At 68.3% G+C, this 20,849-nt stretch carries 19 protein-coding genes and 1 other RNA gene; 10 read left to right on the top strand and 10 right to left on the bottom strand.

Features of this window, described 5'->3' with window-relative positions:
- Window positions 1-4 precede the first annotated feature (4 nt).
- The 5 genes from HDR50_RS03875 to hypF form a co-directional block, all read right to left on the bottom strand.
- Window positions 5-688 (bottom strand): acyltransferase, encoded by a 684-nt coding sequence (locus HDR50_RS03875; RefSeq protein WP_291356092.1) that lies wholly within the window; start codon window positions 686-688, stop codon window positions 5-7.
- Window positions 689-1,468 (bottom strand): 3-deoxy-manno-octulosonate cytidylyltransferase, encoded by a 780-nt coding sequence (locus HDR50_RS03880; protein ID WP_291356094.1) that lies wholly within the window; start codon window positions 1,466-1,468, stop codon window positions 689-691. It abuts the gene before it with no gap.
- 334 nt (window positions 1,469-1,802) lie between these two features.
- A complete protein-coding gene (locus HDR50_RS03885; protein WP_291356096.1) occupies window positions 1,803-2,717 on the bottom strand; it encodes an NAD(P)-dependent oxidoreductase in 915 nt (304 codons plus the stop codon).
- 38 nt (window positions 2,718-2,755) lie between these two features.
- Window positions 2,756-3,541, bottom strand: coding sequence for an aldolase/citrate lyase family protein (locus HDR50_RS03890; RefSeq protein WP_291356098.1), 786 nt, complete (start codon window positions 3,539-3,541; stop codon window positions 2,756-2,758).
- Between the two features lie 89 nt (window positions 3,542-3,630).
- The gene (hypF, locus tag HDR50_RS03895; protein ID WP_291356100.1) at window positions 3,631-6,060 is read right to left on the bottom strand and encodes a carbamoyltransferase HypF; all 2,430 of its coding nucleotides are present in this window, start codon (window positions 6,058-6,060) and stop codon (window positions 3,631-3,633) included.
- Between the two features lie 97 nt (window positions 6,061-6,157).
- Here hypF and ffs point away from each other — a divergent pair.
- Window positions 6,158-6,238: signal recognition particle sRNA small type (gene ffs / locus HDR50_RS03900), an RNA gene on the top strand.
- Window positions 6,239-6,298: 60 nt separating this feature from the next.
- Here ffs and HDR50_RS03905 read toward each other — a convergent pair.
- The gene (locus tag HDR50_RS03905) at window positions 6,299-7,405 is read right to left on the bottom strand and encodes an efflux RND transporter periplasmic adaptor subunit (protein ID WP_291356102.1); all 1,107 of its coding nucleotides are present in this window, start codon (window positions 7,403-7,405) and stop codon (window positions 6,299-6,301) included.
- A 185-nt stretch (window positions 7,406-7,590) separates the two neighbouring features.
- Here HDR50_RS03905 and speA point away from each other — a divergent pair, with 185 nt between their 5' ends.
- The 4 genes from speA (at window position 7,591) to HDR50_RS03925 (ending at window position 12,174) form a co-directional block, all read left to right on the top strand.
- Window positions 7,591-9,507 (top strand): biosynthetic arginine decarboxylase, encoded by a 1,917-nt coding sequence (gene speA, locus HDR50_RS03910; RefSeq protein WP_291356104.1) that lies wholly within the window; start codon window positions 7,591-7,593, stop codon window positions 9,505-9,507.
- Window positions 9,508-9,572: 65 nt separating this feature from the next.
- Window positions 9,573-10,958 (top strand): hypothetical protein, encoded by a 1,386-nt coding sequence (locus tag HDR50_RS03915; protein ID WP_291356105.1) that lies wholly within the window; start codon window positions 9,573-9,575, stop codon window positions 10,956-10,958.
- Complete coding sequence (locus HDR50_RS03920; protein ID WP_291356106.1) at window positions 10,955-11,539, top strand: bifunctional adenosylcobinamide kinase/adenosylcobinamide-phosphate guanylyltransferase; 585 nt, start codon at window positions 10,955-10,957, stop codon at window positions 11,537-11,539. The genes HDR50_RS03915 and HDR50_RS03920 overlap by 4 nt, the downstream gene beginning before the upstream one ends.
- Entirely contained in the window at window positions 11,536-12,174 is a 639-nt protein-coding gene (locus HDR50_RS03925; protein WP_291356107.1) for a hypothetical protein, read from the top strand. Before HDR50_RS03920 ends, HDR50_RS03925 begins: the two co-directional genes overlap by 4 nt.
- Window positions 12,175-12,181: 7 nt before the next feature.
- Here the strand turns inward: HDR50_RS03925 and HDR50_RS03930 are convergent, their stop codons facing one another.
- Both HDR50_RS03930 and HDR50_RS03935 read right to left on the bottom strand, forming a co-directional pair.
- Window positions 12,182-12,784, bottom strand: a complete 603-nt coding sequence (locus HDR50_RS03930) for an MFS transporter (protein ID WP_291356109.1) — start codon at window positions 12,782-12,784, stop codon at window positions 12,182-12,184.
- 722 nt (window positions 12,785-13,506) lie between these two features.
- On the bottom strand, window positions 13,507-16,206 hold the full coding sequence (locus HDR50_RS03935) for a PEP/pyruvate-binding domain-containing protein (protein WP_291356111.1): 2,700 nt from the start codon (window positions 16,204-16,206) through the stop codon (window positions 13,507-13,509).
- A 316-nt stretch (window positions 16,207-16,522) separates the two neighbouring features.
- On the opposite strand from HDR50_RS03935, the gene HDR50_RS03940 reads away from it, so the two are divergent.
- From HDR50_RS03940 to HDR50_RS03960, 5 genes are all read left to right on the top strand, one after another.
- Window positions 16,523-16,825, top strand: coding sequence for a DVU0150 family protein (locus HDR50_RS03940; RefSeq protein ID WP_165078245.1), 303 nt, complete (start codon window positions 16,523-16,525; stop codon window positions 16,823-16,825).
- A gap of 18 nt (window positions 16,826-16,843) precedes the next feature.
- The gene (locus HDR50_RS03945; RefSeq protein WP_165078246.1) at window positions 16,844-17,908 is read left to right on the top strand and encodes a sulfite exporter TauE/SafE family protein; all 1,065 of its coding nucleotides are present in this window, start codon (window positions 16,844-16,846) and stop codon (window positions 17,906-17,908) included.
- Window positions 17,909-17,920: 12 nt separating this feature from the next.
- On the top strand, window positions 17,921-18,508 hold the full coding sequence (locus HDR50_RS03950) for a DUF4881 domain-containing protein (protein WP_291356114.1): 588 nt from the start codon (window positions 17,921-17,923) through the stop codon (window positions 18,506-18,508).
- Between the two features lie 344 nt (window positions 18,509-18,852).
- Window positions 18,853-19,164, top strand: a complete 312-nt coding sequence (locus HDR50_RS03955) for a hypothetical protein (protein WP_291356116.1) — start codon at window positions 18,853-18,855, stop codon at window positions 19,162-19,164.
- Window positions 19,165-19,181: 17 nt separating this feature from the next.
- Entirely contained in the window at window positions 19,182-20,027 is an 846-nt protein-coding gene (locus HDR50_RS03960) for a hypothetical protein (protein WP_291356118.1), read from the top strand.
- Window positions 20,028-20,180: 153 nt separating this feature from the next.
- Here the strand turns inward: HDR50_RS03960 and HDR50_RS03965 are convergent, their stop codons facing one another.
- Together HDR50_RS03965 and HDR50_RS03970 are read right to left on the bottom strand one after the other, a co-directional pair.
- Window positions 20,181-20,450: a type II toxin-antitoxin system RelE/ParE family toxin gene (locus tag HDR50_RS03965; protein ID WP_291356120.1), complete on the bottom strand. Its 270-nt coding sequence runs from the start codon at window positions 20,448-20,450 to the stop codon at window positions 20,181-20,183.
- A gap of 2 nt (window positions 20,451-20,452) precedes the next feature.
- A complete protein-coding gene (locus HDR50_RS03970) occupies window positions 20,453-20,683 on the bottom strand; it encodes a DUF6290 family protein (RefSeq protein WP_291356122.1) in 231 nt (76 codons plus the stop codon).
- Window positions 20,684-20,849: the final 166 nt, after the last annotated feature.

Below are 20,849 nucleotides of genomic sequence, written 5' to 3' on the forward strand. Positions count from 1 at the left end.
TGCCTTATCCTTGTTCGTGCCCGCCGGCCGCGCTTCTCCCCGCTTTCCCCCGACTCCCGATGACGCGCGCCGGCACCCCGCCCACCACGCAGAAAGGCTCCACGTCGCGCGTGACCACCGCGCCCGCGCCCACCACGGCCCCGCGCCCGATGCGCACATCCGGGGTGATGACGCAGTTGGCGCCGATCCAGACATCGTCCTCAATGATGACCGTGCCGGGCACATGGCCCTGCCGCATGATGGGCACGTCGCAGCGCTCAAAGCAGTGATTGGCCGCGCGCACCACCGTGCCCGGGCCGATGGCCGTGCAGCTGCCGATTTCGATGCGGCCATGGTCCGCGCCGAGATGCACCCCCGGCGAGAGCGCCGCGCCGTCCGCGAGCTCGAGTGCGCCGTCCTGCGCCGTGAGGATGCAGTGACGCCCCACGCGCACGCCGCGGCCAAAGCGCATGTTGCGGCAGCCGGCCAGGCTCACGCCGGTGCCGAAGCGCACCAGAGTCCGCGAGGCGAAGAGCGGCAGCCAGCAGAGCGCCCTGAGGCCCATGCCCAAAGGCGTGGGAAGCCAGCCGAAGAGCGCCACCCACAGTTCTTCGAGCGCGGCGGCCAGCCGGGCCGCGGCCGTGGGGGCTTTCGGGGGGGTGGGGGCAGCGGGCGCGCCCTCCCCGCCTGCGGGCTCCGGGCTCTCCATCTAGCGCGCCTTGTCGGCGTAGGCCGCCATGAGGTCGTCACCCTCCATGAGCCGCGCCACGCGGGCGAGGTCTTCGGGCGTGTCCACGCTCCAGGTGCGGGCCGCCGTGGGCACCATGCGCACCTTTTCGCCATGCTCGAGGATGCGCAGCATGTCCACGGACTCGTAAATCTCGAGCGGGCTCTCCTCCATCTCGTTGAAGCGCAACAGATAGTCGCGCCGGAAGGGGATGATGCACACCTGCTTGCGCATGGGCACCTTGTCGCTCCCCTTCTTGCGCGAGGGGATGGGCTCACGCGAAAAATAGAGGGCGTCGTTCGCGCGGTCCACCACCACCTTGACCTCGTTGGGATCCTCGAATTCCGCCAGGGTCTCCATCTCGGCCATGAGGTTGGTCACGTTGACCGCGGGCTCGTCCAGCAGCGGCTGCACGGCCGCGTCAATCATCTCCGGCCGCACCATGGGCTCGTCGCCCTGCACCATGACCACGATATCCGCGCGCTTGCCGGTGAGCTCCTCGATCTTGAGCAGGGCTTCGGCCGTGCGCGTGGAGCAGCGCACGTGGTGGTCGCCGGTCATGACGCAGTTGAGGCCCACGCGCTTGCAGTAGTCCTCGATGATGGGGTCGCAGGTGGCCACCCAGGTGGAGGAGAGGATGGGGCTCATGGCCGTACGGAAGGCCACGTGCCCCACCATGGGGACATGGTGGATGAGCGCCAGGGGCTTGCCGGGATAGCGGCTCGAGCCCATGCGCGCCGGAATGATGGCGATGATGTTCACTGGCGTACTCCTTGCGGGCTGTGTGAGGCTTTGCTTGTTCGGCTTGACTAAGCAGGACACGCGTTCCCTGCTTCTGCTGCTTCCTTAACGCCGAAATTATCCGTCAAAAACAGCCTTTTAGGTTCCGGCGGCGTCAGAAAAAAATTTCCTCGGTCGAGTACTTAAGTACACTCCCTTCGGAAATTATTTTTCTTCCTTGCCGGAACCTAAAAATCTTATTTTTTAGGATTCTTCCGGCACCAGCACCCGTCTTCCGCTTCGCTCCAGACGGACGAAGGAAGATTTCATCGCATTACATACAAGCCATTGTGAAAATCCTTGTCATACATGGCCCTCAGTCGTCCGTGGGGACGAGGTAGCCGCCCTCGGCCTGCAAGTCCGGGTGCAGGGCGCGGTGCTCCTCCTCCATGACGCGGAGGATGCCCTGCCCGAGGTCCACGGTGAGCGGCGGCACGAGCTTGCGGCCCACCTTGGGCATGAAGGCATAGGGCGTTATCTGGTAATGGCCGCTGTTGGGGTCGTTCTGGTATTCGATGGTGAGCTCCTTGCCGAGCATTTCGCCGATCATCTTGAACAGGTCGCCCACGCGCATGGGCTGATTTCCCGAGATGATGATGTTCTGGTTGGTGAATTCCGGCGCGAGGATGGCAAGGGTGGCCGTGGCGGCGTCGTCCACGTGCACGTATTCGCGTAAGGCCGTGGGCGCGCCGTAATAGGTGATGACGCCCTTCGTCAGCGCCTCGTGCACGAAGCGCTCGATGGCGTTGCGGCGGTCGGCGCGCGGCCCGTAGAGCGAGCCGTAGCGCAGGATGGTGTACGGCAGCCCGTACATGGCCTGGTAGTTCTCGATATAGATCTCGCAGGACTGCTTGCTGCAGCGGTAAAAACCGCCGGACTTGCCGTAGACATAGAGCGAGGAGGCGAACACATAGCGCGAGACGCCCGCCTTGCGGCAGGCCTCCAGCGCCATGACATTGCCGACCACGTTGATGCGCGCCGTGTCCACCGGGCGGGAATTGGCCTCGCCGATGTCCGCGATGCCCGCGTAGTTGAACACCATGTCCGCGCCGTCCACGGCCTCGGCGACGATGCCCTCGTCAAGGATGGAGCCGACGAGCATGCGCTGGTCGGGCCTCAGCCACGGCGAGGGGCGCACGTCCACGATGGTCACGGCGTGGCCGGCGTCCGAGAGCTTGTCGCAGATGTGCGAGCCGAGAAAGCCCGAGCCGCCGAAAACAGTCATGCGCACGAGTGGTTCCCCCTGGGGCGGTCTTTTGCGTGATCCATCTAGACGCGCGGCCGCTCCGCCCCGCGCCAGAGAAAGACCGTGTCGATGCCGTAGGCGATGAAGCGGCAGCCCGCCGCGATCTCCCGGGCCAGCGCGGCCGGGTCGGGCTGCACGATATGCAGGCCCATGCGGGCGTGGGTGCGGGCGCAGGCCGCCTTGATGCGCTCCATGGCGGCGATGAAGTCCGGGTGGTCGAAGCGGCCCGTGAGCCCCATGCTGCCCGAGAGGTCGTAAGGCCCCACCATGATGGCGTCGAGCCTGGGCTGCGCGAGGATGGCGTCGAGCTCGTCCACGGCGCGGATGTGCTCGATCTGGGCTACGAGAAAGATCTTCGGCGCGCGCTTCTCCCGGTAGGCGTCGAAGTCCTTGCCGAACACATTGGCCCGGCAATAGCCCACGCCCCGGTATTCCGGCGCCGTCTCGCCTGCCGGGCGCCACGAATCCTGCCCGGGATAGGTGGCGAGGTCGATGGCCCGGTCGAGCTGGGCGCGGCTCTCGATCATGGGGAAGATGAGGCCCTGCGCCCCGGCCTCCAGCGCGGCCTTGATCCACGTCTTGGAGGCTTCGGGCAGCCGCGCGAAGGGCGCGGCCCCGCCGCATTCCACGGCGCGGAAGATGTTGGGGAGCACTTCGGGCCCGAAGGAGCCGTGCTCCATGTCCGCCGCCACCCAGTCATAGCCCGCGCGGGCCATGAGCTCGGCCACGTCCGGCGAGGGGAGCTGGAGCCAGGTGCCCACCGTGGGCCTGTCCTGCGCGAGCAGGGCGCGGATGCCGTCAATGTCCATGTTCTGCCGCCTTTTCTTGCGCGGGCGGCTTGATGCCGCCGCGTCCATAACCATAGCGCGGGGAGGGCTTGCGCGCAACTGCGCCTGCCTCAGGCCGGGGCGCGTCCCTGCGCGAGCATGCGGGCGCCCCACACGGCCTGGCCGAGCGCGAGGCCGCCGTCGCCCAGAGGCACCTGCGCGTGGCTCAGGGGCGTCAGGCCGCGGGCCGCGAACTCTTCCCGCAGGCGTGCCGAAAGGATGAGGTTCTGGAAGGAGCCTCCCGAGAGGCCCACGGTGAGCAGGCCGAGCTTTTCCGCCGCCCGGGCCGTCATGTCGGCGAAGCCCCTGGCGAGGCTCGCGTGGAAGCGGGCCGCGATTTCGCCGGCATCCCTGCCGCCCCGCCGCGCGCGCAGCACCTCGGCGAACAGTGCCGCGCTGTCGAGCGTAAGCAGGCCGTCCTCCCCCTCCCGCAGGGGCACGGCCCACGGCTCCGGCAGCTCGCCCCCGTGGGCGGCGAGCCACGCCCGGGCCGCGCTCTCCAGCCGGATGGCCGCCTGCCCCTCGTAGGTGATGGCAGTACAGAGGCCCAGCGCCGCGGCCACGGCGTCAAAGAGGCGCCCGCAACTGGAGGTGGCCGGGGAATTGAGGCCGCGGTCGAGCAGGGCGTCCACTGCTGCAAGCGCCGCCGCGGCCGGCGCGGCATCATCCGGCGGCGCCGCTTCAGGGCTCCACTCCAGTCCTGAGAGCCGGGCAAGGCTGCAGGCGATGCGCCACGGCTCGCGGATGGCGGCTTCGCCGCCCGGGAGCGCAAAGGGAGAAAGACGCCCGAGCCGGCGCCACTCAGGCGCGGAGAGATCCATAAACAAAAGTTCCCCGCCCCAGATGGTGCCGTCCGTGCCGAGGCCCGTGCCGTCAAGGCAGAGCGCCAGCGCCGGCGAAGTTACGCCGTGCTCGGCGAGGATGGCGGCCGCGTGCGCCGCATGGTGCTGGAGGCGATACAGCGGCAGCCCCTCGCGCTGGGCGCGCTCCTCGGCGCGGCGGCTGGAGGGGAAGTCCGGGTGCAGGTCGCACACGAGCGCCTCGGGCCGCACTTCCAGAAGCTCTTCGAGGCGCTGGGCGGCCTCGTCATAAAAGCCGAGCGTGGCCGGGCTTTCGAGGTCGCCGATATGCTGGCCCATGAAGGCCTCGCGCCCGCGCGTGAGGCAAAAGGCCGCCTTGAGCCCGGCGCCGGCCCCGAACACGCAGGGCGCCTCCCCCTCCGCGCCAGGAAATTGCGCCAGGGCCACGGGCCGCGGCACATAGCCGCGGGCGCGGCGCACGGGCAGCGGCGCAGCGTCCTCCTCCTCGGGCACCATGACTACGCTGTCGTCCACGCGCACGAGGACGTCGCGGTCATGGAGCAGCCAGCCGTCCGCCATGTCCGCAAGGCGCGCCAGCGCCTCGCGGTTGCCGAGGCACAGGGGCTCCCCGTGCGGATTGCCCGAGGTGGCCACGAGCAGCGGCGCGGCCCCGTGCGTGGCGAGCCAGTCGCAGAGCGCGGCGTGCAGCGGCGTATACGGCAGCATGAGGCCCACGGTGGCGGAATCCGGCGCGATGCTGTCGGGGAGGGCCGAACGGTCCTCCCGGCGCGGGCAGATGACGATGGGCTTTTCCGTGCCGGTGAGCAGGCGCTCGGCCGCCGGGCCGATGCGGCAAGCCTCGCGGGCCGCGGCGAGGTCATGCGCCAGCACGGCGAGCGCCTTGTGCGGCCGCGATTTGCGGCGCCGCAAGGTGGCCACGGCCTTTTCGTTGCGCGCGTCGCACAAAAGCTGGAAGCCGCCGAGACCCTTGAGGGCGAGGATGCCCCCGTCAAGCAGCAATTGCCCGGCACGGGCCAGCGCGTCAGCCCGGTTTTCCGGCGTGGGGCCCGTGGCTTCGGGGCCGCGCCCGGCCGCCCCCGCGTCCACGAACCAGAGGCGCGGGCCGCATTCCGGGCAGGCGATGGGCTGGGCGTGGAAGCGCCTGTCCGCCGGGTTTGTGTATTCCCCGGCGCAGGCCGGGCAGAGCGGGAAGCAGGCCATGCTCGTCACGGCCCGGTCATAGGGGATGGATCTCGTGATGGTGAAGCGCGGCCCGCAATTGGTGCAATTGGTGAACGCATAGCCGAAGCGGCGGTCGGCAGGGTCGCGCATTTCGGCGAGGCAGTCCTCGCAAATGGCCACGTCCGGGCTCACGAGCACGGTATGGCCGGCCGCGCCTTCGCTCTCGAGGATGCGGAATTCCGCCTCGCCGGCCACGGGCGCGAGCTCGGCCTCAATGACGCCGGTGAGCCGCGCGAGCGGCGGCAATTCTTCGCGCAGGCGCCGGCCGAAGGCGACCACGGCGGAGGCCTCCCCCTGCACCTCGATGCGCACGCCGTCGGCCGTGTTGCGCACCGAGCCGGTGAGCCTCCCCTCGGTGGCGAGACGCCAGACAAAGGGCCTGAAGCCCACGCCCTGCACCTGGCCGGAGGCGGTGAAGGCCCTGCGCGCGGGCGCCTTGGGGGGGTCTTGCTGTGCCATGTAGGGAGGATAGCGCAAAACAGGCTGCGGCGCCACGCCCGGCGCGGCCCCCGGCACCCCGATTGACAGGCGCCCTTCGAGCGGCTAAAGGTGATGCCAAGCCGGGCGGCGGCAGCCCCCGCCAACCCCGTCAGGTCCGAAAGGAAGCAGCGGCAACGGGGGCTGCCGGGTGCCCGGCCCACAGACGGCGCGAAGTGCGGAAGTGCTTCGCGCCGTCCGCGTCTGGCGGCAAACCCAGCTACTCCAGCACATTCACCGGCACGCCGGGCGCGAGGCGCACCTGCCCGTCCACCACCACGCGGTCGCCCTTCTCGACGCCCTGCACCACGGTGGCGCCCTCATGCTCGAAAAGTACCGTCACGGGCCGGTAGACGGCGCGGCCCTCCCCGTCCACCAAATACACATAGCGCTCGTCGCGGCCGGCCTGCACGGCGCGGGAGGGCACCACCAGCGCCTGTTCGGCCACGCCGAGCGGCAGCGCCACCTGCACGAACTGGCCCGGCCAGAGCCGGCGCCCGGGATTGTCAAAGGCGGCGCGCAGGCGGATGGTGCCTGTGCGCGTGTCCACGGTATTGTCCACCAGGGTGAGGCGCCCGGTCTCCGGCGCGCCCCCCGTGGGCGTGGCCGTGACCGCCACGTCGCCCTGCGCCATGCGCTCGAGGATGACCGGGAGCTGCGCCTCGGGCACGGAAAAGGTCACATAGATGGGCGAGAGCGTGTCGATGGTCACGATGGGCGTGGCGTCCGTGCTCTTGACCATGTTGCCCTTGTCCACGTTGAGCGCGCTCACGCGGCCGCCGATGGGCGCCGTGACCGTGCAGTAGGCGAGGTCCAGCGCCGCGCTCTCCACGGCGGCGCGGTCGGCCTGGACGGTGGCGCGCAGGGCCGCCGCGTCCGTGGCCGTCTGCTCGTAGGCCTCGCGGCTCACATAGCCGCCGCCCACGAGCTTGCCATAACGGCGGCGGTCGTCATTGGCCTTGGCGAGCTGCGCCTCGCTCTTGGCGAGCACGGCCTTCTTTTCGCGCAGGGCGGCCTCGAAGGGGCGCGGGTCGATGACCACCAGCGGCTCCCCGGCGGCCACCTCCTGCCCCTCGGTGAAGCGAACCTCCAGAAGCTCGCCGGTGACGCGCGGGGTCACGCCCACGGTGGCCGAGGCGCGCACATTGCCCACGGCCGAGAGCACGCGCGGCACGTCGGCCTCGCTCACGGGGCGCACATGCACCGGGGCCGGGGGCGGGCCCTTGGCCGCGTCGCCGCCGCCGGAACAGGCGCCCCCGAGGCTGAGGGCCGCGAGGCACAGGGCCGCAAGCAAGAGGGCCGGGGCACGCCGGTGCTGGATCTTCATGGGCGCCTCCTTAAAAGATGCTCCCCAGAATGTACCATGCACCGGCCAGCGTCAAGAACACATTGACTTCGCAAGGCTTTTGGGCATACTGGCAAATTCGGTGGGCACGGGCGCGGGGCTTGCGAAAGCCCCGGGCCCCGCAAGCGGGCGCCGGCCAAAGGGCGGCAGCCATGAGGGGGGATCTGTTGGCAAAGAATCACGCCTTGCAGCGGTGGGGGGTGGAGGATTCCGTCGAGCTTTACGGCATCCGCACCTGGGGCGCGGGCTTTTTTGACGTGTCGGAAAACGGCGAGGTGGTCGTGTGCCCGCACGGCGCGCATGGCCCCCAGATCCCGCTCATGGAGATCATCGCCGGCCTGCACGAGCGCGGCTACGACATGCCCGTGCTGCTGCGCGTGGAAAATATCCTGAGCTCGCGCATCGCCCACATCCACGAATCCTTCCGCAAGGCCATCCGCGAGCTCGGCTACAGGGGTGATTACCGCGGCGTCTTCCCCATCAAGGTCAACCAGCAGCAGCAGGTGGTGGACCAGATCGCCCAGTTCGGCAGCCGCTACCACCACGGGCTCGAGGCCGGCTCCAAGGCCGAGCTCATCGCGGCCGTGGCCCTCATGCGCGACCGCGAGGCCTGCATCATCTGCAACGGCTACAAGGACGAGGAATTCATCGACCTCGCCCTGCAGGCGCAGCGCCTCGGGTACAATATCTTCATCGTGCTCGAGATGCCCGGCGAACTCGAGGTGGTGCTCGAGCGCGCGGCCGCGCTCGGCATCCGCCCGAACGTGGGCGTACGCTCCAAGCTCTCGGTGAAAGCCGGCGGCCACTGGACGGACTCGGGCGGCGAGCGCTCCACCTTCGGGCTCTCGCCCTCGCAGATCGTGGACGTGGTGGACACGCTCAAAAGCCGCGACATGCTCGACTGCTTCCGCCTGCTGCACTACCACCTCGGCTCGCAGATCTCCAACATCCGCGACATCCGCACCGGCGTCATGGAGGCCACGCGCCTCTACGCCGGCCTCGTGGAGGAAGGCGCGCCCATGGGCTATCTCGACCTCGGCGGCGGCCTCGCCGTGGACTATGACGGCTCGCACACCAACTACGTCTTTTCGCGCAACTACAATCTCGACGAATACTGCGCGGACGTGGTCGAGACCATCATGAGCATCCTCGACGAGAAGGGCATCCCGCACCCGCACATCATCACCGAGTCCGGCCGGGCCACCGTGGCCTACTGCTCCGTGCTGCTCTTCAACATCCTCGACGTGAACGTGGTGGAGGAGGCGCGCCTGCCCGAGACGCTGCCCGAAGACGCGCCCGAGGCCGTGCGCAACCTGCAGGAGACGCTGGCGAACATCAGCCTGCGCAACCTGCAGGAAAGCTACAACGACGCCGTCTATTACCGCGACGAGGTGCGCCGCCTCTTCTCCACTGGCGGCGTGAGCCTGAGGCAGCGCACGCTCGGCGAGCGCTTTTTCTGGGCCATCCTCATGCGCATCGCCAAGGAAAAGCGCAAGCTCAAGAACGTGCCGCGCGACCTTGAGGACATCGACGTCAACCTCGCCGACATCTATTACGGCAATTTCAGCGTTTTCCAGTCCCTGCCGGACTCCTGGGCCATCGACCAGCTCTTCCCCATCATGCCCGTGCACCGGCTTGGCGAATTCCCCTCGAGGCAGGGCATCATCTCGGACATCACCTGCGATTCGGACGGGCGCATCGACCACTTCATCGACCCGCAGGGCATGAAGCCCATGCTCGACCTGCACCCCTTCCGCGAAGGCGAGGAATACTATCTCGGCGTCTTCCTCGTGGGCGCCTACCAGGAGACCCTGGGCGACCTGCACAACCTCATGGGCGACACCAACGTGGTCTCCATCCGCGCCGCCGACGACGGCAGCTATGAATATGTGCGCGAGATCCGGGGCGATTCCGTGTCCGACGTTTTGAGCTATGCGGAATACGAGCCGCGCCGCATCCTCGAGAACCTGCGCAGCGCCGCCGAGCACGCCGTGCGTGAGGGCCGTATCTCGCCGAGCGAGCGCTTCGCGGTCATGCAGGCCTTTGAGGACGGCCTGCGCGGCTATACCTATTTTGAACGCTGAGGAGGCCGGCCCCGCTTCCTGAGGCCCGTCCCCGGCGGCGGCCCGCAAGGCCGCATGGGGTGAATATGGAACTGAACGACACTGCAAAGCGCAGCCCCGCGCCGCCGCCCCCTGGCGCCCCTGCCGAAGGCCCGCTGGCGCCGCTCCCCGGGCCGTCCGAGGCCCTGCCCGAACCCGAGCCCGGCGCGGGCGGCCGCAAGCTCTGGCTGGTGGTGGCGCTGGCCGTTCTTTTGCTGGCGCTCACTGCCTGGTGGTTCAGCCGCGACGACGACACGCGCGCCGACCTGCGGGAAAGGGCGGCGAGCTATGTGGACAGCATCACCGAGGGCACGCCCCTCGCCGGCGTGGGCAATATCCTGCGCACGGCGCCGCCCCCGCCGCCGGCCTCGGTGCTCAACCCGCCCACCGAGCCGGGAACGCTGGCCGGGCGCAATGTGCAGGGCACGGTGGCCGCTCCCGTGGATACGGGCTTTCCGGCCGGGGCCGGGGGATCTGGCGGAGCGGCCGGAGCAACCGGCGCCGGAACGTCCGGCGCGCCCGGTGATGGCGCAGGGGCAGCGGGCGCCGAGGGCACGCTCCCCGGCTATGTGCCCCCGGTGACGGAAGACAGCCGCGTGCGTTCCAATTTTGTGGCCGAGCTCGCCAACTGGCTGGCGTCGCGCTACAAGCCCGGGCCGCGCGGGGGCACCCTCGCCGTTACGGTGCAGAGCCTCAACCAGCGCTGCGGCGTAGCCCAGGCCGGCATGGTGGCCGGCGGGCGCGCGGGGCTTTTGCGCTACGCCTTCCACCCGAGCATGATCCACGGGCTCTACAACCTCTATATCGGCCGTTTCCTGCAGGCGCTGGACGACGCCGCCCAGCGGCGCGGGCTCAACGAGGCCCAGAACCGCCAGTTCCATCTCGCGCTGGCCGGGCGCGCCGTCATCCTCGCCGGGGCGCTGGAGGGCGTGGCCGGCGTCACGGACATGAAAGAGCAGCTCGCCCATGTGGAGCAGCTCGCGCAGAACGCCGTGGACATCAATGCCCAGATGGCCCAGGCCGTCTTCGAGCTGGACGAAAAGCGCGCGGCCAACGCGCCGCGGCAGGAGCTCGCCGCAGGCCAGTTGCGCGTGGACGGCCTCGCCGCCCGCTACCGCCGCGCCCTGGACGAGCAGGCCACGGCGCAGCGCGCCCTGGTGGCGGCCATCCGCAAGGGCGGCGGCCAGGGCCTGGATGACGATTCGCTGCTCTTCGTGGCCCACTGGGTAGAGCGCCGCCTTGCGGGCGACCCCGGGGCCGTGGCCTCGGTGCGCGCCGCGGCCGGCGTGTTGCGCGACCTCGGGCGCCGTTGCGCCGAGATCGGCGCGGGCGCCCCGCGCACGCCGCCACCGCCCGAGGCGTTGCCGGCGGACACGCCCGCGCCCACACCTGCGCCCGCACTTTCGCAGGGCGCGGCGCCGGCACGTCCGTGACGCCCCCTTGCGCCCTCTTTGTGGGCGGCGTGCGCAGCGGCAAGAGCGGCCTCGCCCAACAGTGGGCCGAGGCGCGGGCGCTCCGCCGGCTCTATGTGGCAACAGGTGAGCCCGCTGACGCGGAAATGGCCGAGCGCGTGCGCCGGCACAGGGCAGCCCGCGGACCGGAATGGGCCTGCCTCGAGGAGCCGCTGGACGTGGCCGCCGCACTGGACGCCCTGTGGGCCGGGAAAAGCCCCACCCCGCCAGCGGCCGGACGCCCGGGCGTTGTGCTCCTCGACTGCGTGAGCATGTGGCTCGCCAACCTGCTCGGCGCGGGCCTCGACGACGGCGCCGTGCTCGGCCGGGTGGACGGCCTTGCGGCGAGCCTTTCGCGGCGCACGCTGCCCGTGGCCGTGGTGACGGCCGAGGCCGGCCTCGGGCTCGTGCCCCCCTCGCCGCTTCCGCGCCGCTTCCTCGACTTGCTCGGCCTCGCCAATCAGCGGCTCGCGCGCGCAGCCGAGCCCGTCATCTTCGTCACCTGCGGCCTGCCGCTCGCCTTGCGCGGCAGAGTGCCGCGGGAACTGGAGTCGCGCCCATGAAGCCTGCCTTCGCCCCGCTCCTGCTCGCCCTTTTTCTGGTTCTTTCGCAGCTTCCGGCCGGCCCCGCTGCCGCTGATGACGCCGGCGCGCCGGCGCGCTGCCTCGCCGAGACGGCCAAGGCCATCGACAGTGCCGATGTGGCGGCTTTCGAGCGCCAGGTGGATGTGGACGCCATTCTCGAGCAGGCCATGGGCCTTGTGATGCAAATCATGGCGCAGCCGGAAACGGCCGACCGCATGCCGCCCCTCTTGGCCCTCGTCTTCTCGCAGGCCGCGGGCGACGGCGGGGCTGCCGTGCGCAACCTGCTCAAGAACGAGGCGCGGGCCTTTATCCTCAATGGCGTGGCCTCGGGCGCCTTTGCCGGNCGCAAGCCCNCGGGCANNGCCGCGGGCGGCCTNCTGGCGCCGCTCTTCGCNGACGCCTCGCTGGGCAGGAAGGAGATCCGGNAGACGGGCGCGCCCGTCTCNGACGGCGAGGGCTGGATCATGCCCTTCGTGGTCCATGACGCGGGCAACGGCCAGGACTATGCCGTGACCGGCCGCTTCAGCCCCACGGAAAACGGCTGCCGCCTCACGTCGGTGGAAAATCTCGGCGAGCTCTTCGAGCGCATCCGCCNGGAGGGCATGGCCCAGTAAAGCCCCCTCACGCCGCCCGGCGCCGGGCCTCGCGGTCNGCGCGCAGCACNCGCGCCCGGTCGATGATCATGAANAGCCCGCAGCANGCCACNCTCACGGCGCCCGCCGTGAACACCCCCTGNTAGCCNAAACCCGCCTGCATCACGAGGCCGCCGATGANGGGCGCCAGCATGCCGCTGGCGTCNAANGTGGCCATCATCACGTTGGAATTCACCGAGCGCATCTCNGGGGTGGAGCGGTCATAGACCGCCGCCGCCANNAGCGGATAGAGCAGGCCGAGGCTCAGCCCGTAGACGCAGGCGAGCGGCANGAAGCTCCACTCNGGCCCCCAGGCGAGCCCGAGCACGCANAGCGAGAGCACGGCCGCGCAGAGCGTGGTCACGCGGTAGCGCGGCAGCGTGTCCATGTGGTGGCTGCCGAANAGGCGCACGAGGATGATGGTGACGGTGTAGGTGCTGAAGAACCANGCNGGNTGCGCNCCGGTGACNCCGCACAGGCCCTTCATGAAAAAGATGGCGATGACCGTGGTGATGCTGAAGGTGAGGCAGGCCANGTTGACGTAGAGCAGNCCNGAATGGGTGATGGCGTGCCANAGCTCCTGGCGCGACATGCCGCTNTGNGGNGNCACNTCGGGNGTGCGCAGGCGCTTNGCCAGAAGGCCNANCATGACGAAGGANGGGATGCCGAGCNCGGTGGTGGCCGCGAANAGGCGCGCCTCGCCGCCGAGCAGCGGGATNAGGCTNTCCGACANNGCCGGGATGATGGAATANGGCAAAAGCATGGTCAGGGAAAAGAGGGCGAAGCCNCGCGCGCTCTGNCCCGGCGGNATGCAGTCCACNAGCACGGCCACGGTGCAGCAGGAANACACGGCGAGCGCTATGCCCTGNACNAGNCGCAGGNCGAGGATGGTNNCCACNGCGNCNTNNGGCGTCACATAGGGGTAGACGAGCATGACGAGGCTCATGACNANGAGCGANACNACCATGGCCCCGAGCTTGCTNCGCNTGAGCATGAANACGCTNGTGAGCGGCCGGAANATGAGGATCATGGCGAAGAGCGNGGANAGCANAANGCCCCGCCACTGCGGCNCGATGCCGAGNCNCTGCATCCANTGCTCGAAGCAGTANTANACNGCGATGNAGCTGTTGCTGCACATGGCCATGAGNAAGAGCAGGATAAAGTCGCGGGAGAGCAGCTTTTGCGGCACGTGCNCNGGCTTGTCCCAGCGTTTGGGGGCTTTTTGCGGGCCGATGAAGCGGGCNGGGCCGAAGATGGCGAGCAGGGAGCGGTGCATGGAAAAACCCCGGGNGGCCGCGAGCGGGGGGCGCGGCCTTAGTGGTATTCCCCGTTGAGAAANTTGGCGGCNAAGGTCTGGACNGCNGCCTCGCTGACCATGAGCATGTCCATCTGGCGCGTCATGATGAGCAGGCGCCCCAGCTGGTCGAGGCGGGAGCAGATCTCGAGCTTCGGGTATTTCTGGAAGCGCGCNCGCACNCTATCATGGAGCACGTCGATGGTAAAGCCNAGCTCGCTCAGGATAAGGCCGATGCAGCGCGCCCGCCGCCCGCGCTGCACGTCGCCGGCGGCGCCGCCCGCGAACTCGAAGCGGATGTAGTTCTTGTTCACCGTGTCGCCGCACCAGCTGTCNANNATGGCGTAGTGGTAGCCCACCCGCGAGGAGAAATTGAGNTAGCGGTCGGACACGATGGCNTAGCTCCTGTCGCCGAAGCGCTGNCCGCCCTGGAGNTTGCCGCCGATCATGCTCTGCCCCATNACCGAGAGGAAGCCGCGCATGTTGACCGGCCNNGGCCCCCGCGCCTGCACGGCCGGGTTNAGCATNCCGGCGAGCANNTGCNTGAAGGGCACGCTNGTCACGTCCTCNGGCGTNACCTCGGGCCNGTGCGGCGGCTTGAGGCCNCCNCCGAGGTCGATGACATAGAGNTCCAGCGGCACCGCGCACACGAGGCGGCTGGCCGCNCCCGCGCCGGCGCTTTCCGAAAGGCTGTCGGAAAGGAGGAACATCTCCGCGTAGCTCTTTTCGTGCGCATAGCGCATGATGTCGTGCAGCGAGGTGCAGTTGGCCGGGGCGAAGAGCTCGGATTGCGGGTCGATGAGGTGCAGCGGCAGGATGTAGGGCGCCACGCGCCGGAGGAGCACCTGCGCCGGGTTGTCGGCCTGGGGCGGCTGGCGGCGGCGCAGGCTCAAGGCCAGAAGCTCGGGCACCTCGCCCGCGAACACGCGGCCGAGCAGCGCGTCCACCGTGACCACCTCGCCGTCGGAAAGCAGGCTCACGGCGCCGGGCACGTTCATGAGCGCGGGCACGCCGAATTCCCGGCAGAGGGAGGCCAGATGCCCGGTGAGGCTGCCCGTTTCGGCCACCAGCGCGGCCGCGCGACGGAGCGCGGTCATCACATTGGGCGAGGAATGCTCGATGACCATCACCGCGCCCTCGGGGAAGTGCGTCAGGTCCTCGTTGGGATGGGCGTGCATCACCGGGCCGCAGCCCACGCCCCGGGCCGCGATGTCCGCCCCGAAGAGCAGGGGTTTGAGGTGCCCCAGCGCGGGCAGGGTGCATTCCTCCGAGGCGCTGTCCGGGCTCGCGCAGTCAAGGCCCATGGGCCGCGCCTGGAGGAGCACGATGCGGTCGTCCTGGTCCACGGCCCATTCCATGTCCTGCGGATACTGGTAGTGGCGCTCGAGGGTGAGGGCCATGGCCGCGATGTCGGCCGCCTGCGCGTCGCTCAGCGAGGGCATGTCGCGCATGTCCTCGGGCACTTCGGTGAGCACGCATTCCGCATGCTCCCCGTGGCGCCGGAGCACCATCTCCATCTCCTTGTGCGCGATGACGCACTGCGTCACCTTGCCCGTGGCGCGCGACACGAGCCACTGGTCCGGCGTGCCCGTGCCGTTGGCCACCATCTCCCCGAGGCCCCAGAGGCCGTTGATGAGCACGCAGTTGGAGCGCAGATCGACTGGATGGCGCGAAAAGGCCACGCCGGCCGCGCGCGCGTCCACCATCTCCACGCAGCACAGGCCCATGCCGGTGGCGTCGAGCGCATAGCCGTGCGCCGCCCTGTAGGTGAGGGCGCGCTCGGAAAACAGGCTCGCGATGACGGTTTTCATGGCCGTGAGCAGTTCGGGCCGCATGACGCCGAGCACGCTGTGGTACTGCCCGGCGAAAGACTGCACGCCGTCCTCGGCCACGGCGCTGGAGCGCAGGGCCGCCACCGCCTTGTCGCGGTCGTCGCCGAAGGCATCGTCCCACGCGGCGTACATGGCGCGGGCGAGGTCCGCGGGCACGGACGCGGCCATGATGAGGCGCTCGGCCTCGCGCGCGGCTTTGCGGATGGTGGAGGGCTTTTCCACATCCACCCGCCGCAGGGCCTCGTAGATGCGGCCGAAAAGGTCGCCGTTGCGCAAGAGAAAGATGGTCGCCGCCTTGATGGTCACGGCGAAGCCGCGCGGCACGGGCAGCCCGAGCATGTTCTTGAGCTCGCCCAGGTTGGCGTTCTTGCCGCCAACGATATAGGCCATGCTCGCATCCACTTCGGAGAGGGGCACGGTGACGGTGCGCAGGTCACCCCGGGTGTGGCTGCGCAACTCGCGCTCGATGCGCCCGCCGAGCGCCTTGGCCGCGCTCACGAGCTCGGTATAGCGGTTGCCGGACATGGCGTTGAGGCTCTCGGCCATGCGCTCGCAGAGAAAGACCGCCCGGCGCGCCTCCTTGCGCACCTCGCGCGTCTCGAGGCTGCGCTCGCCCTGCTGGGCCTGGGTGAGAGCGGCGAGGATGCCGGCGAGATCGGCATTGGCCTGGAGCAGTTCCTTAAACGACGCATAGCGGCGGTTGAAGGCCGCCATGGCCTCGGCGCGGGAGAGGCCGCGGCGCGGGCGGAAAAAGCGCAGCAGGCGCTCGGCGAAGGAGGGCTTTTCGGGGGTCGCGGCGGAAGCGGGGCCGTTTTGCGCATCGTCCTTGCGGTCTTTGCGGGTCGCGACTTCGGGCGCGGAACTTTTGCTGGTATGCTCGGGGGCCATGGGCATCCTCGCGTCATGGTGAAAAAATACGCCGGGCCACGCCCGGACGCGCGGAAGCGCACCGTTCCTAACCTAGGTGAGAACGCCGCCCCGCGCAAGCCGCCCGGAGTGCGCCCCCGGAGCGCGGAAAGTGCCCGGACGGGCTTGCCATTATTTTCACATCCGGGTATAAGGCTGGCACTAGGCTTAGGATTTTGTGGCAGAATGGAAGTACCGCCACGGTTCGCGCCGCGTCCCCATCCTGGCGCGAGGCCCCCCTGCCGTTGTGTGCGGGATGCCTCCATTCCCTGGATTCCCCTTTCCGCTGGAGGATGTCATGAGGAAACTGCGCCGACTGTGGACCTGGATCTTGGGCTGCGCGCTCGTCTTGCCCGCCCTGATGCCTTCAATCGCCCTTGCCGCCAAGAAGAAAGCCGATGTCGTCATCGTGGCCGACACCCGCAAGCTCGACGGCATCCTTTACTGGTGGGCGGAAATGTATAACGAGAGCCACCTGCTCTTCGCCATCATGACCATGGTCATCATCCCCATCATCGGCTGCATCCTCGGCTGGCTCGCCGATATCGTCATGTCGCACATCGGCATCGACCTCAAACACCGCGAACTGGCGGAAAAGTAGCCCGGAAAGGAGGCACTCATGGACTGGCTGTATATCTTGATGCCCATTTCCGGCGTGATGATCTTCTGGCCCGGCCTGATCATTCTTGGTCTCGGCGTGGGCATCATCGGCGGCTTCTTCGGCCTGGGCGGCGCCTGGATGGTCACGCCGGGCCTCAACATCCTCGGCTTCCCCATGGCTTTCGCCATCGGTACGGACGTGGCCCAGATGGCGGGCAAGTCGCTCATCTCCACCATGCGCCACGGCAAGTTCGGCAACGTGGACTATCTGCTCGGCATCACCATGCTCATCGGTACTGTTGTGGGCGTGGAAATCGGCGCCCAGATGGTCATGTGGCTCGAGCGCATCGGCTCGGTGGACAAGGTCGTCCGCTGGCTCTATGTGGTGCTGCTCGTGCTGCTCGCCTGGCTCGTCTTCCATGACGTGTGGCTGCGCCGCAAGAAGGAGCGCGAAGCCGCGGCCCAGCACAAGGAACTCGACAAGGCCGCCGTGGGCGTGGACTGGGCGAGCAAGCTCCAGGCCATCCACATCCCGCCTGTCGTGCACTTCAAGAACGCGGGCATCACCTGTTCCGCGTGGCTGCCCATCACGGTGAGCCTCTTCACCGGCTGGCTCGCCGGCATCCTCGGCATCGGCGGCGGCCTCATCCGCATGCCCGCCCTCGTCTACCTCGTGGGCTGCCCGACCCACCTCGCCGTCGGCACCGACCTCTTTGAAGTGGCCATCTCCGGCCTCTACGGCACGGCCTCTTACGCCTACAAGGGCCGCGTGGAGCTCATGGCCGCCCTGATCATGCTCTGCGGCGCGGCCATCGGCGCGCAGATCGGCGTGGTCGCCACCAAGTACGTCAAGGGCTACGGCATCCGCTTCGTGTTCGGCCTGGCCGTGCTCGGCTGCCTCATGTCCGTCGTGCTCAAGCTCCTCCAGGCCGAATTCCCGTCCTGGGGCTGGCTGCTCGGCCCGCTGGCCACCGTGGAAGTGCTCGGCTTCGTGAGCGCCATCTCCATTTACATCGCCGTGCGCATGGTGCAGGGCGCCAAGGCGGAATTGGCCGCCAAGAAGCAACAGGCCGCCGGCAACTAGGAGGAGAACGCCATGAAAATTCGGAGTTTGCTGCTTTCGCTGGTGCTGGTCCTCTCCTTCGCGCTGGCCGCCTGCGACTTTGACGGCGGCGTGGAACAGGGCCGCACCGTGGGCTATGACGAGGCCAACAAGACCATCACCATGGTGGTGGACACCACCCTCGACCAGCACAACCCGCATTACAGCGGCGGCGTCCACACCTTCAAGCTGCCCACGGACCCGCGCGACATGGGGCCGGCCCCCGTGGCGGGCGGGCGCCTCATGCTCGAGATGGACAAGGGCATGATGCTCTACTATGACCGCGACGACCAGAAGGTCAAGGAAATGCCCGTCGAGTTCGTCAACGTGCAGGAGCATGTGAGCCCCAAGGCCGCGGCCGGCAAGAAGTTCCCCATCGTGGACAAGGCCGCCTGCACCGTGACCGTGTATTCCCCGAGGCTCGAGTCCATCGTGACCTTCAAGGTGCCCGAGAGCGACATCGACCTGCCGGAATACGTCTGGACGGCCGGCGACGAGGCGCGCATCGCCTTCCGCAAGGAGAACAAGAACCAGGCCATCCGCTTCATGAACGTCTCCAAGACGAGCATCTTCACCCGCTAGATACCCTCCCGCGCGGGGCCGTGGACAAGCGGCCCCGCGCGGGCTCATCACGGAAATGGCAGTGCCGCTCTCATGCGGTCAATGGGGTTCCATATCCCGTCTGGAGCGAAGCGGAAGACGGGTGCGAGTGCCGGAAGGATCCTAAAAAATAAGATTCTTCGGCGCTTGCAAGGAAGATAAAAATTTCCGCCGGGAGTGTACTCAAGTACTCGACCAAGGAAATTTTTCTCTGACGCAGCCAGCGCCGAAGAGGCTGTTTTTGACGGATACTTTCGGCGTTCAGAAAGCACAGGGACACCAACAAAAGCCGTGTGCAACAAAACCCAAAGGCGCGCGGGAGGCGCATGAACAGCTACAAGCAGTCGCTCTATGCGGGCATCATCCGCATCATGGCCAATGTGCTCATGGTGGGCGCGCTCTTCTTCGCCATGCGCGAGGCCGCCCTGCCCTCCGCCTGGCCCTCGGAGGCCGTGTTCTGCGCCTGGTTCTTCGGCATCACCATCCCGCTCTGGGGCGCGGCATACCTCCTCACGCGGCGCATCCGCCGCCACTTCCCCGCTGAATTCGAGAGCCTTGTGGAACTGCCGCGCATGGGCCCGCAGCTCGTGCGCTGGCGCGTCCTCGACGAGGCTTCCCGCATGGCGCCCGCGCGCTGAACGTGCCCGCGGCCTCCATGCGACCCGAGTTCGACCCCCGTCTCTGGCAAGCCGCCGCGCTCGCCCGCAAGCGGCAGCACAGCCTCGGGCTTGTGAGCGGTATCCTGCTCGCCGTGGCCCTGCTCGGGCTCTTTGACGGCCTTTTGGCCGAGATGCGCGCGGGCACCAACCAACTTGAGCTCTTGCCCGGCGAGGGCCTGACCCTTTCCGGGCCGGCGGCGCTGAAAAATCCCGTCTCCAGCGACATTGTTGCGCGCCTGAGCCCGCCGGACGCGCCCCTGCGCTTCACCCTCGAAGGCTTTTTCACCGGTTACTGGTTTGGCAACGGCATGTGGCGCGGCGAGGTGCGGGCCGAGCCCGATGCCGCGCCCGGAACCTACGGCCTGCGCGTCACCTTCAGGGGCGCGGTGGGCCAGGCGCCGCAGGTCTATACCCTCATCGTCCACGAGGACGCCGCGGCCCGGCGCGAAGCTTCGCTCTCTTATCTGCGGCGCCTCCTCGATGTGAATCCTTTTGTGCTCGCCGCGCTCTGCGGCGGCCTGGGCGTCCTCCTCGGCGGCGCCACCTACGCCTTCGGCCGGCGCCATGTGCGGCTTTTGGCCGAACTCGGCTGCAGCGAGGTCTACCGCGCAGCCCCGGCGGGCGCGGGGCTGCGCCTCTGGTGCCTTGCGGCCAAAGCCATGGCCCCCCGGCCCGGCACACTGTGCCCGGTGCTGGACGCGGACGGCGCGGCCATCGGCGAGGCCCGCGTGGAGCAGTGGCGCAAAGGCAGCCTGGAACTCACCTTGCCCGCCGCACAGGCGCTCCCCGAAGGGAGCCTCGTCTGCCTGCGCCTGCCTTCGAGTGTTGTGGAAAACAGGTAGTTTTTTGGATGCGGGGCTCCGCCGCGCGCCCCGCTGGGGGCCAATGGCCCCCAGACCCCCGTTTGCGTTGCCCGCATTGCTGCGCAATGCGGGTAAAGTGACTCATGGGAGAAAGGTACTTGCATGGCCTGGGGGATGTTGTGGAGGCGGGTATCAGTGGGCGCCGTAAACCTTGCTGCGATGCCCCACGCGAATCACGAGAACGATAAACCGCTCGTCCTGAATCTCGGCAATGACACGGTAATCACCGATACGGTATTTCCAGAGGCCCGACAGGTTTTCCGACAGGCCTTCACCGAACCTGCGCGGATCGGCCGCCGTGGCGATGCGCTCATCTAGATACCTCTTGATTCTCCTCGCGGCCTCCCGGTCGATCCTCATGAGTTCCCGCGCAGCCTTTTCCGAATACTCGATCTCCCACATGCTCACTTATCCAGATCCAGCATGGCCTGCACCTCTTCAGAGGTGTAGGTGCGCGAACGCCCGGCCTTGAGGTCTGCCAGACGCTGTTCGGCGATATATACATCCTCGAGGTCATCGAGGTGTTCGCGGATGGCCTCGAGGATGTAGTAGGTCTTAGAACGTCCAGTCCTTTTGGCGAGCTCCGTGAGCCTCTTGGCAATATCGTCGGGGAGGCGGAGCGAAGTGGCATACATGGCAAAACTCCTTTTGCGCTACATGTAACGCAAAGGAGACACCGGGTCAATATTGAACGAAACCGAATGACTCTCGCCCCCTTTTCTCCCCTTGCGCAGCAAGGGGAGAAAAGCAACAGGGGGTCTGGGGGCCATTGGCCCCCAGCGGGGCGCGGGGCGGAGCCCC

The sequence above is a fragment of the Desulfovibrio sp. genome (assembly GCF_014803725.1).
In the GTDB taxonomy this organism is placed as follows: domain Bacteria; phylum Desulfobacterota; class Desulfovibrionia; order Desulfovibrionales; family Desulfovibrionaceae; genus Desulfovibrio.

What these genes read in the sequence shown, in the direction of transcription:
- HDR50_RS03875 (WP_291356092.1), bottom strand. Translation starts at nt 688, where the DNA reads ATGGAGAGCCCGGAGCCCGCAGGCGGGGAGGGCGCGCCCGCTGCCCCC.
- HDR50_RS03890 (WP_291356098.1), bottom strand. Translation starts at nt 3,541, where the DNA reads ATGGACATTGACGGCATCCGCGCCCTGCTCGCGCAGGACAGGCCCACG.
- hypF (WP_291356100.1), bottom strand. Translation starts at nt 6,060, where the DNA reads ATGGCACAGCAAGACCCCCCCAAGGCGCCCGCGCGCAGGGCCTTCACC.
- HDR50_RS03905 (WP_291356102.1), bottom strand. Translation starts at nt 7,405, where the DNA reads ATGAAGATCCAGCACCGGCGTGCCCCGGCCCTCTTGCTTGCGGCCCTG.
- HDR50_RS03915 (WP_291356105.1), top strand. Translation starts at nt 9,573, where the DNA reads ATGGAACTGAACGACACTGCAAAGCGCAGCCCCGCGCCGCCGCCCCCT.
- HDR50_RS03940 (WP_165078245.1), top strand. Translation starts at nt 16,523, where the DNA reads ATGAGGAAACTGCGCCGACTGTGGACCTGGATCTTGGGCTGCGCGCTC.
- HDR50_RS03945 (WP_165078246.1), top strand. Translation starts at nt 16,844, where the DNA reads ATGGACTGGCTGTATATCTTGATGCCCATTTCCGGCGTGATGATCTTC.
- HDR50_RS03950 (WP_291356114.1), top strand. Translation starts at nt 17,921, where the DNA reads ATGAAAATTCGGAGTTTGCTGCTTTCGCTGGTGCTGGTCCTCTCCTTC.
- HDR50_RS03955 (WP_291356116.1), top strand. Translation starts at nt 18,853, where the DNA reads ATGAACAGCTACAAGCAGTCGCTCTATGCGGGCATCATCCGCATCATG.
- HDR50_RS03960 (WP_291356118.1), top strand. Translation starts at nt 19,182, where the DNA reads ATGCGACCCGAGTTCGACCCCCGTCTCTGGCAAGCCGCCGCGCTCGCC.
- HDR50_RS03965 (WP_291356120.1), bottom strand. Translation starts at nt 20,450, where the DNA reads ATGTGGGAGATCGAGTATTCGGAAAAGGCTGCGCGGGAACTCATGAGG.
- HDR50_RS03970 (WP_291356122.1), bottom strand. Translation starts at nt 20,683, where the DNA reads ATGTATGCCACTTCGCTCCGCCTCCCCGACGATATTGCCAAGAGGCTC.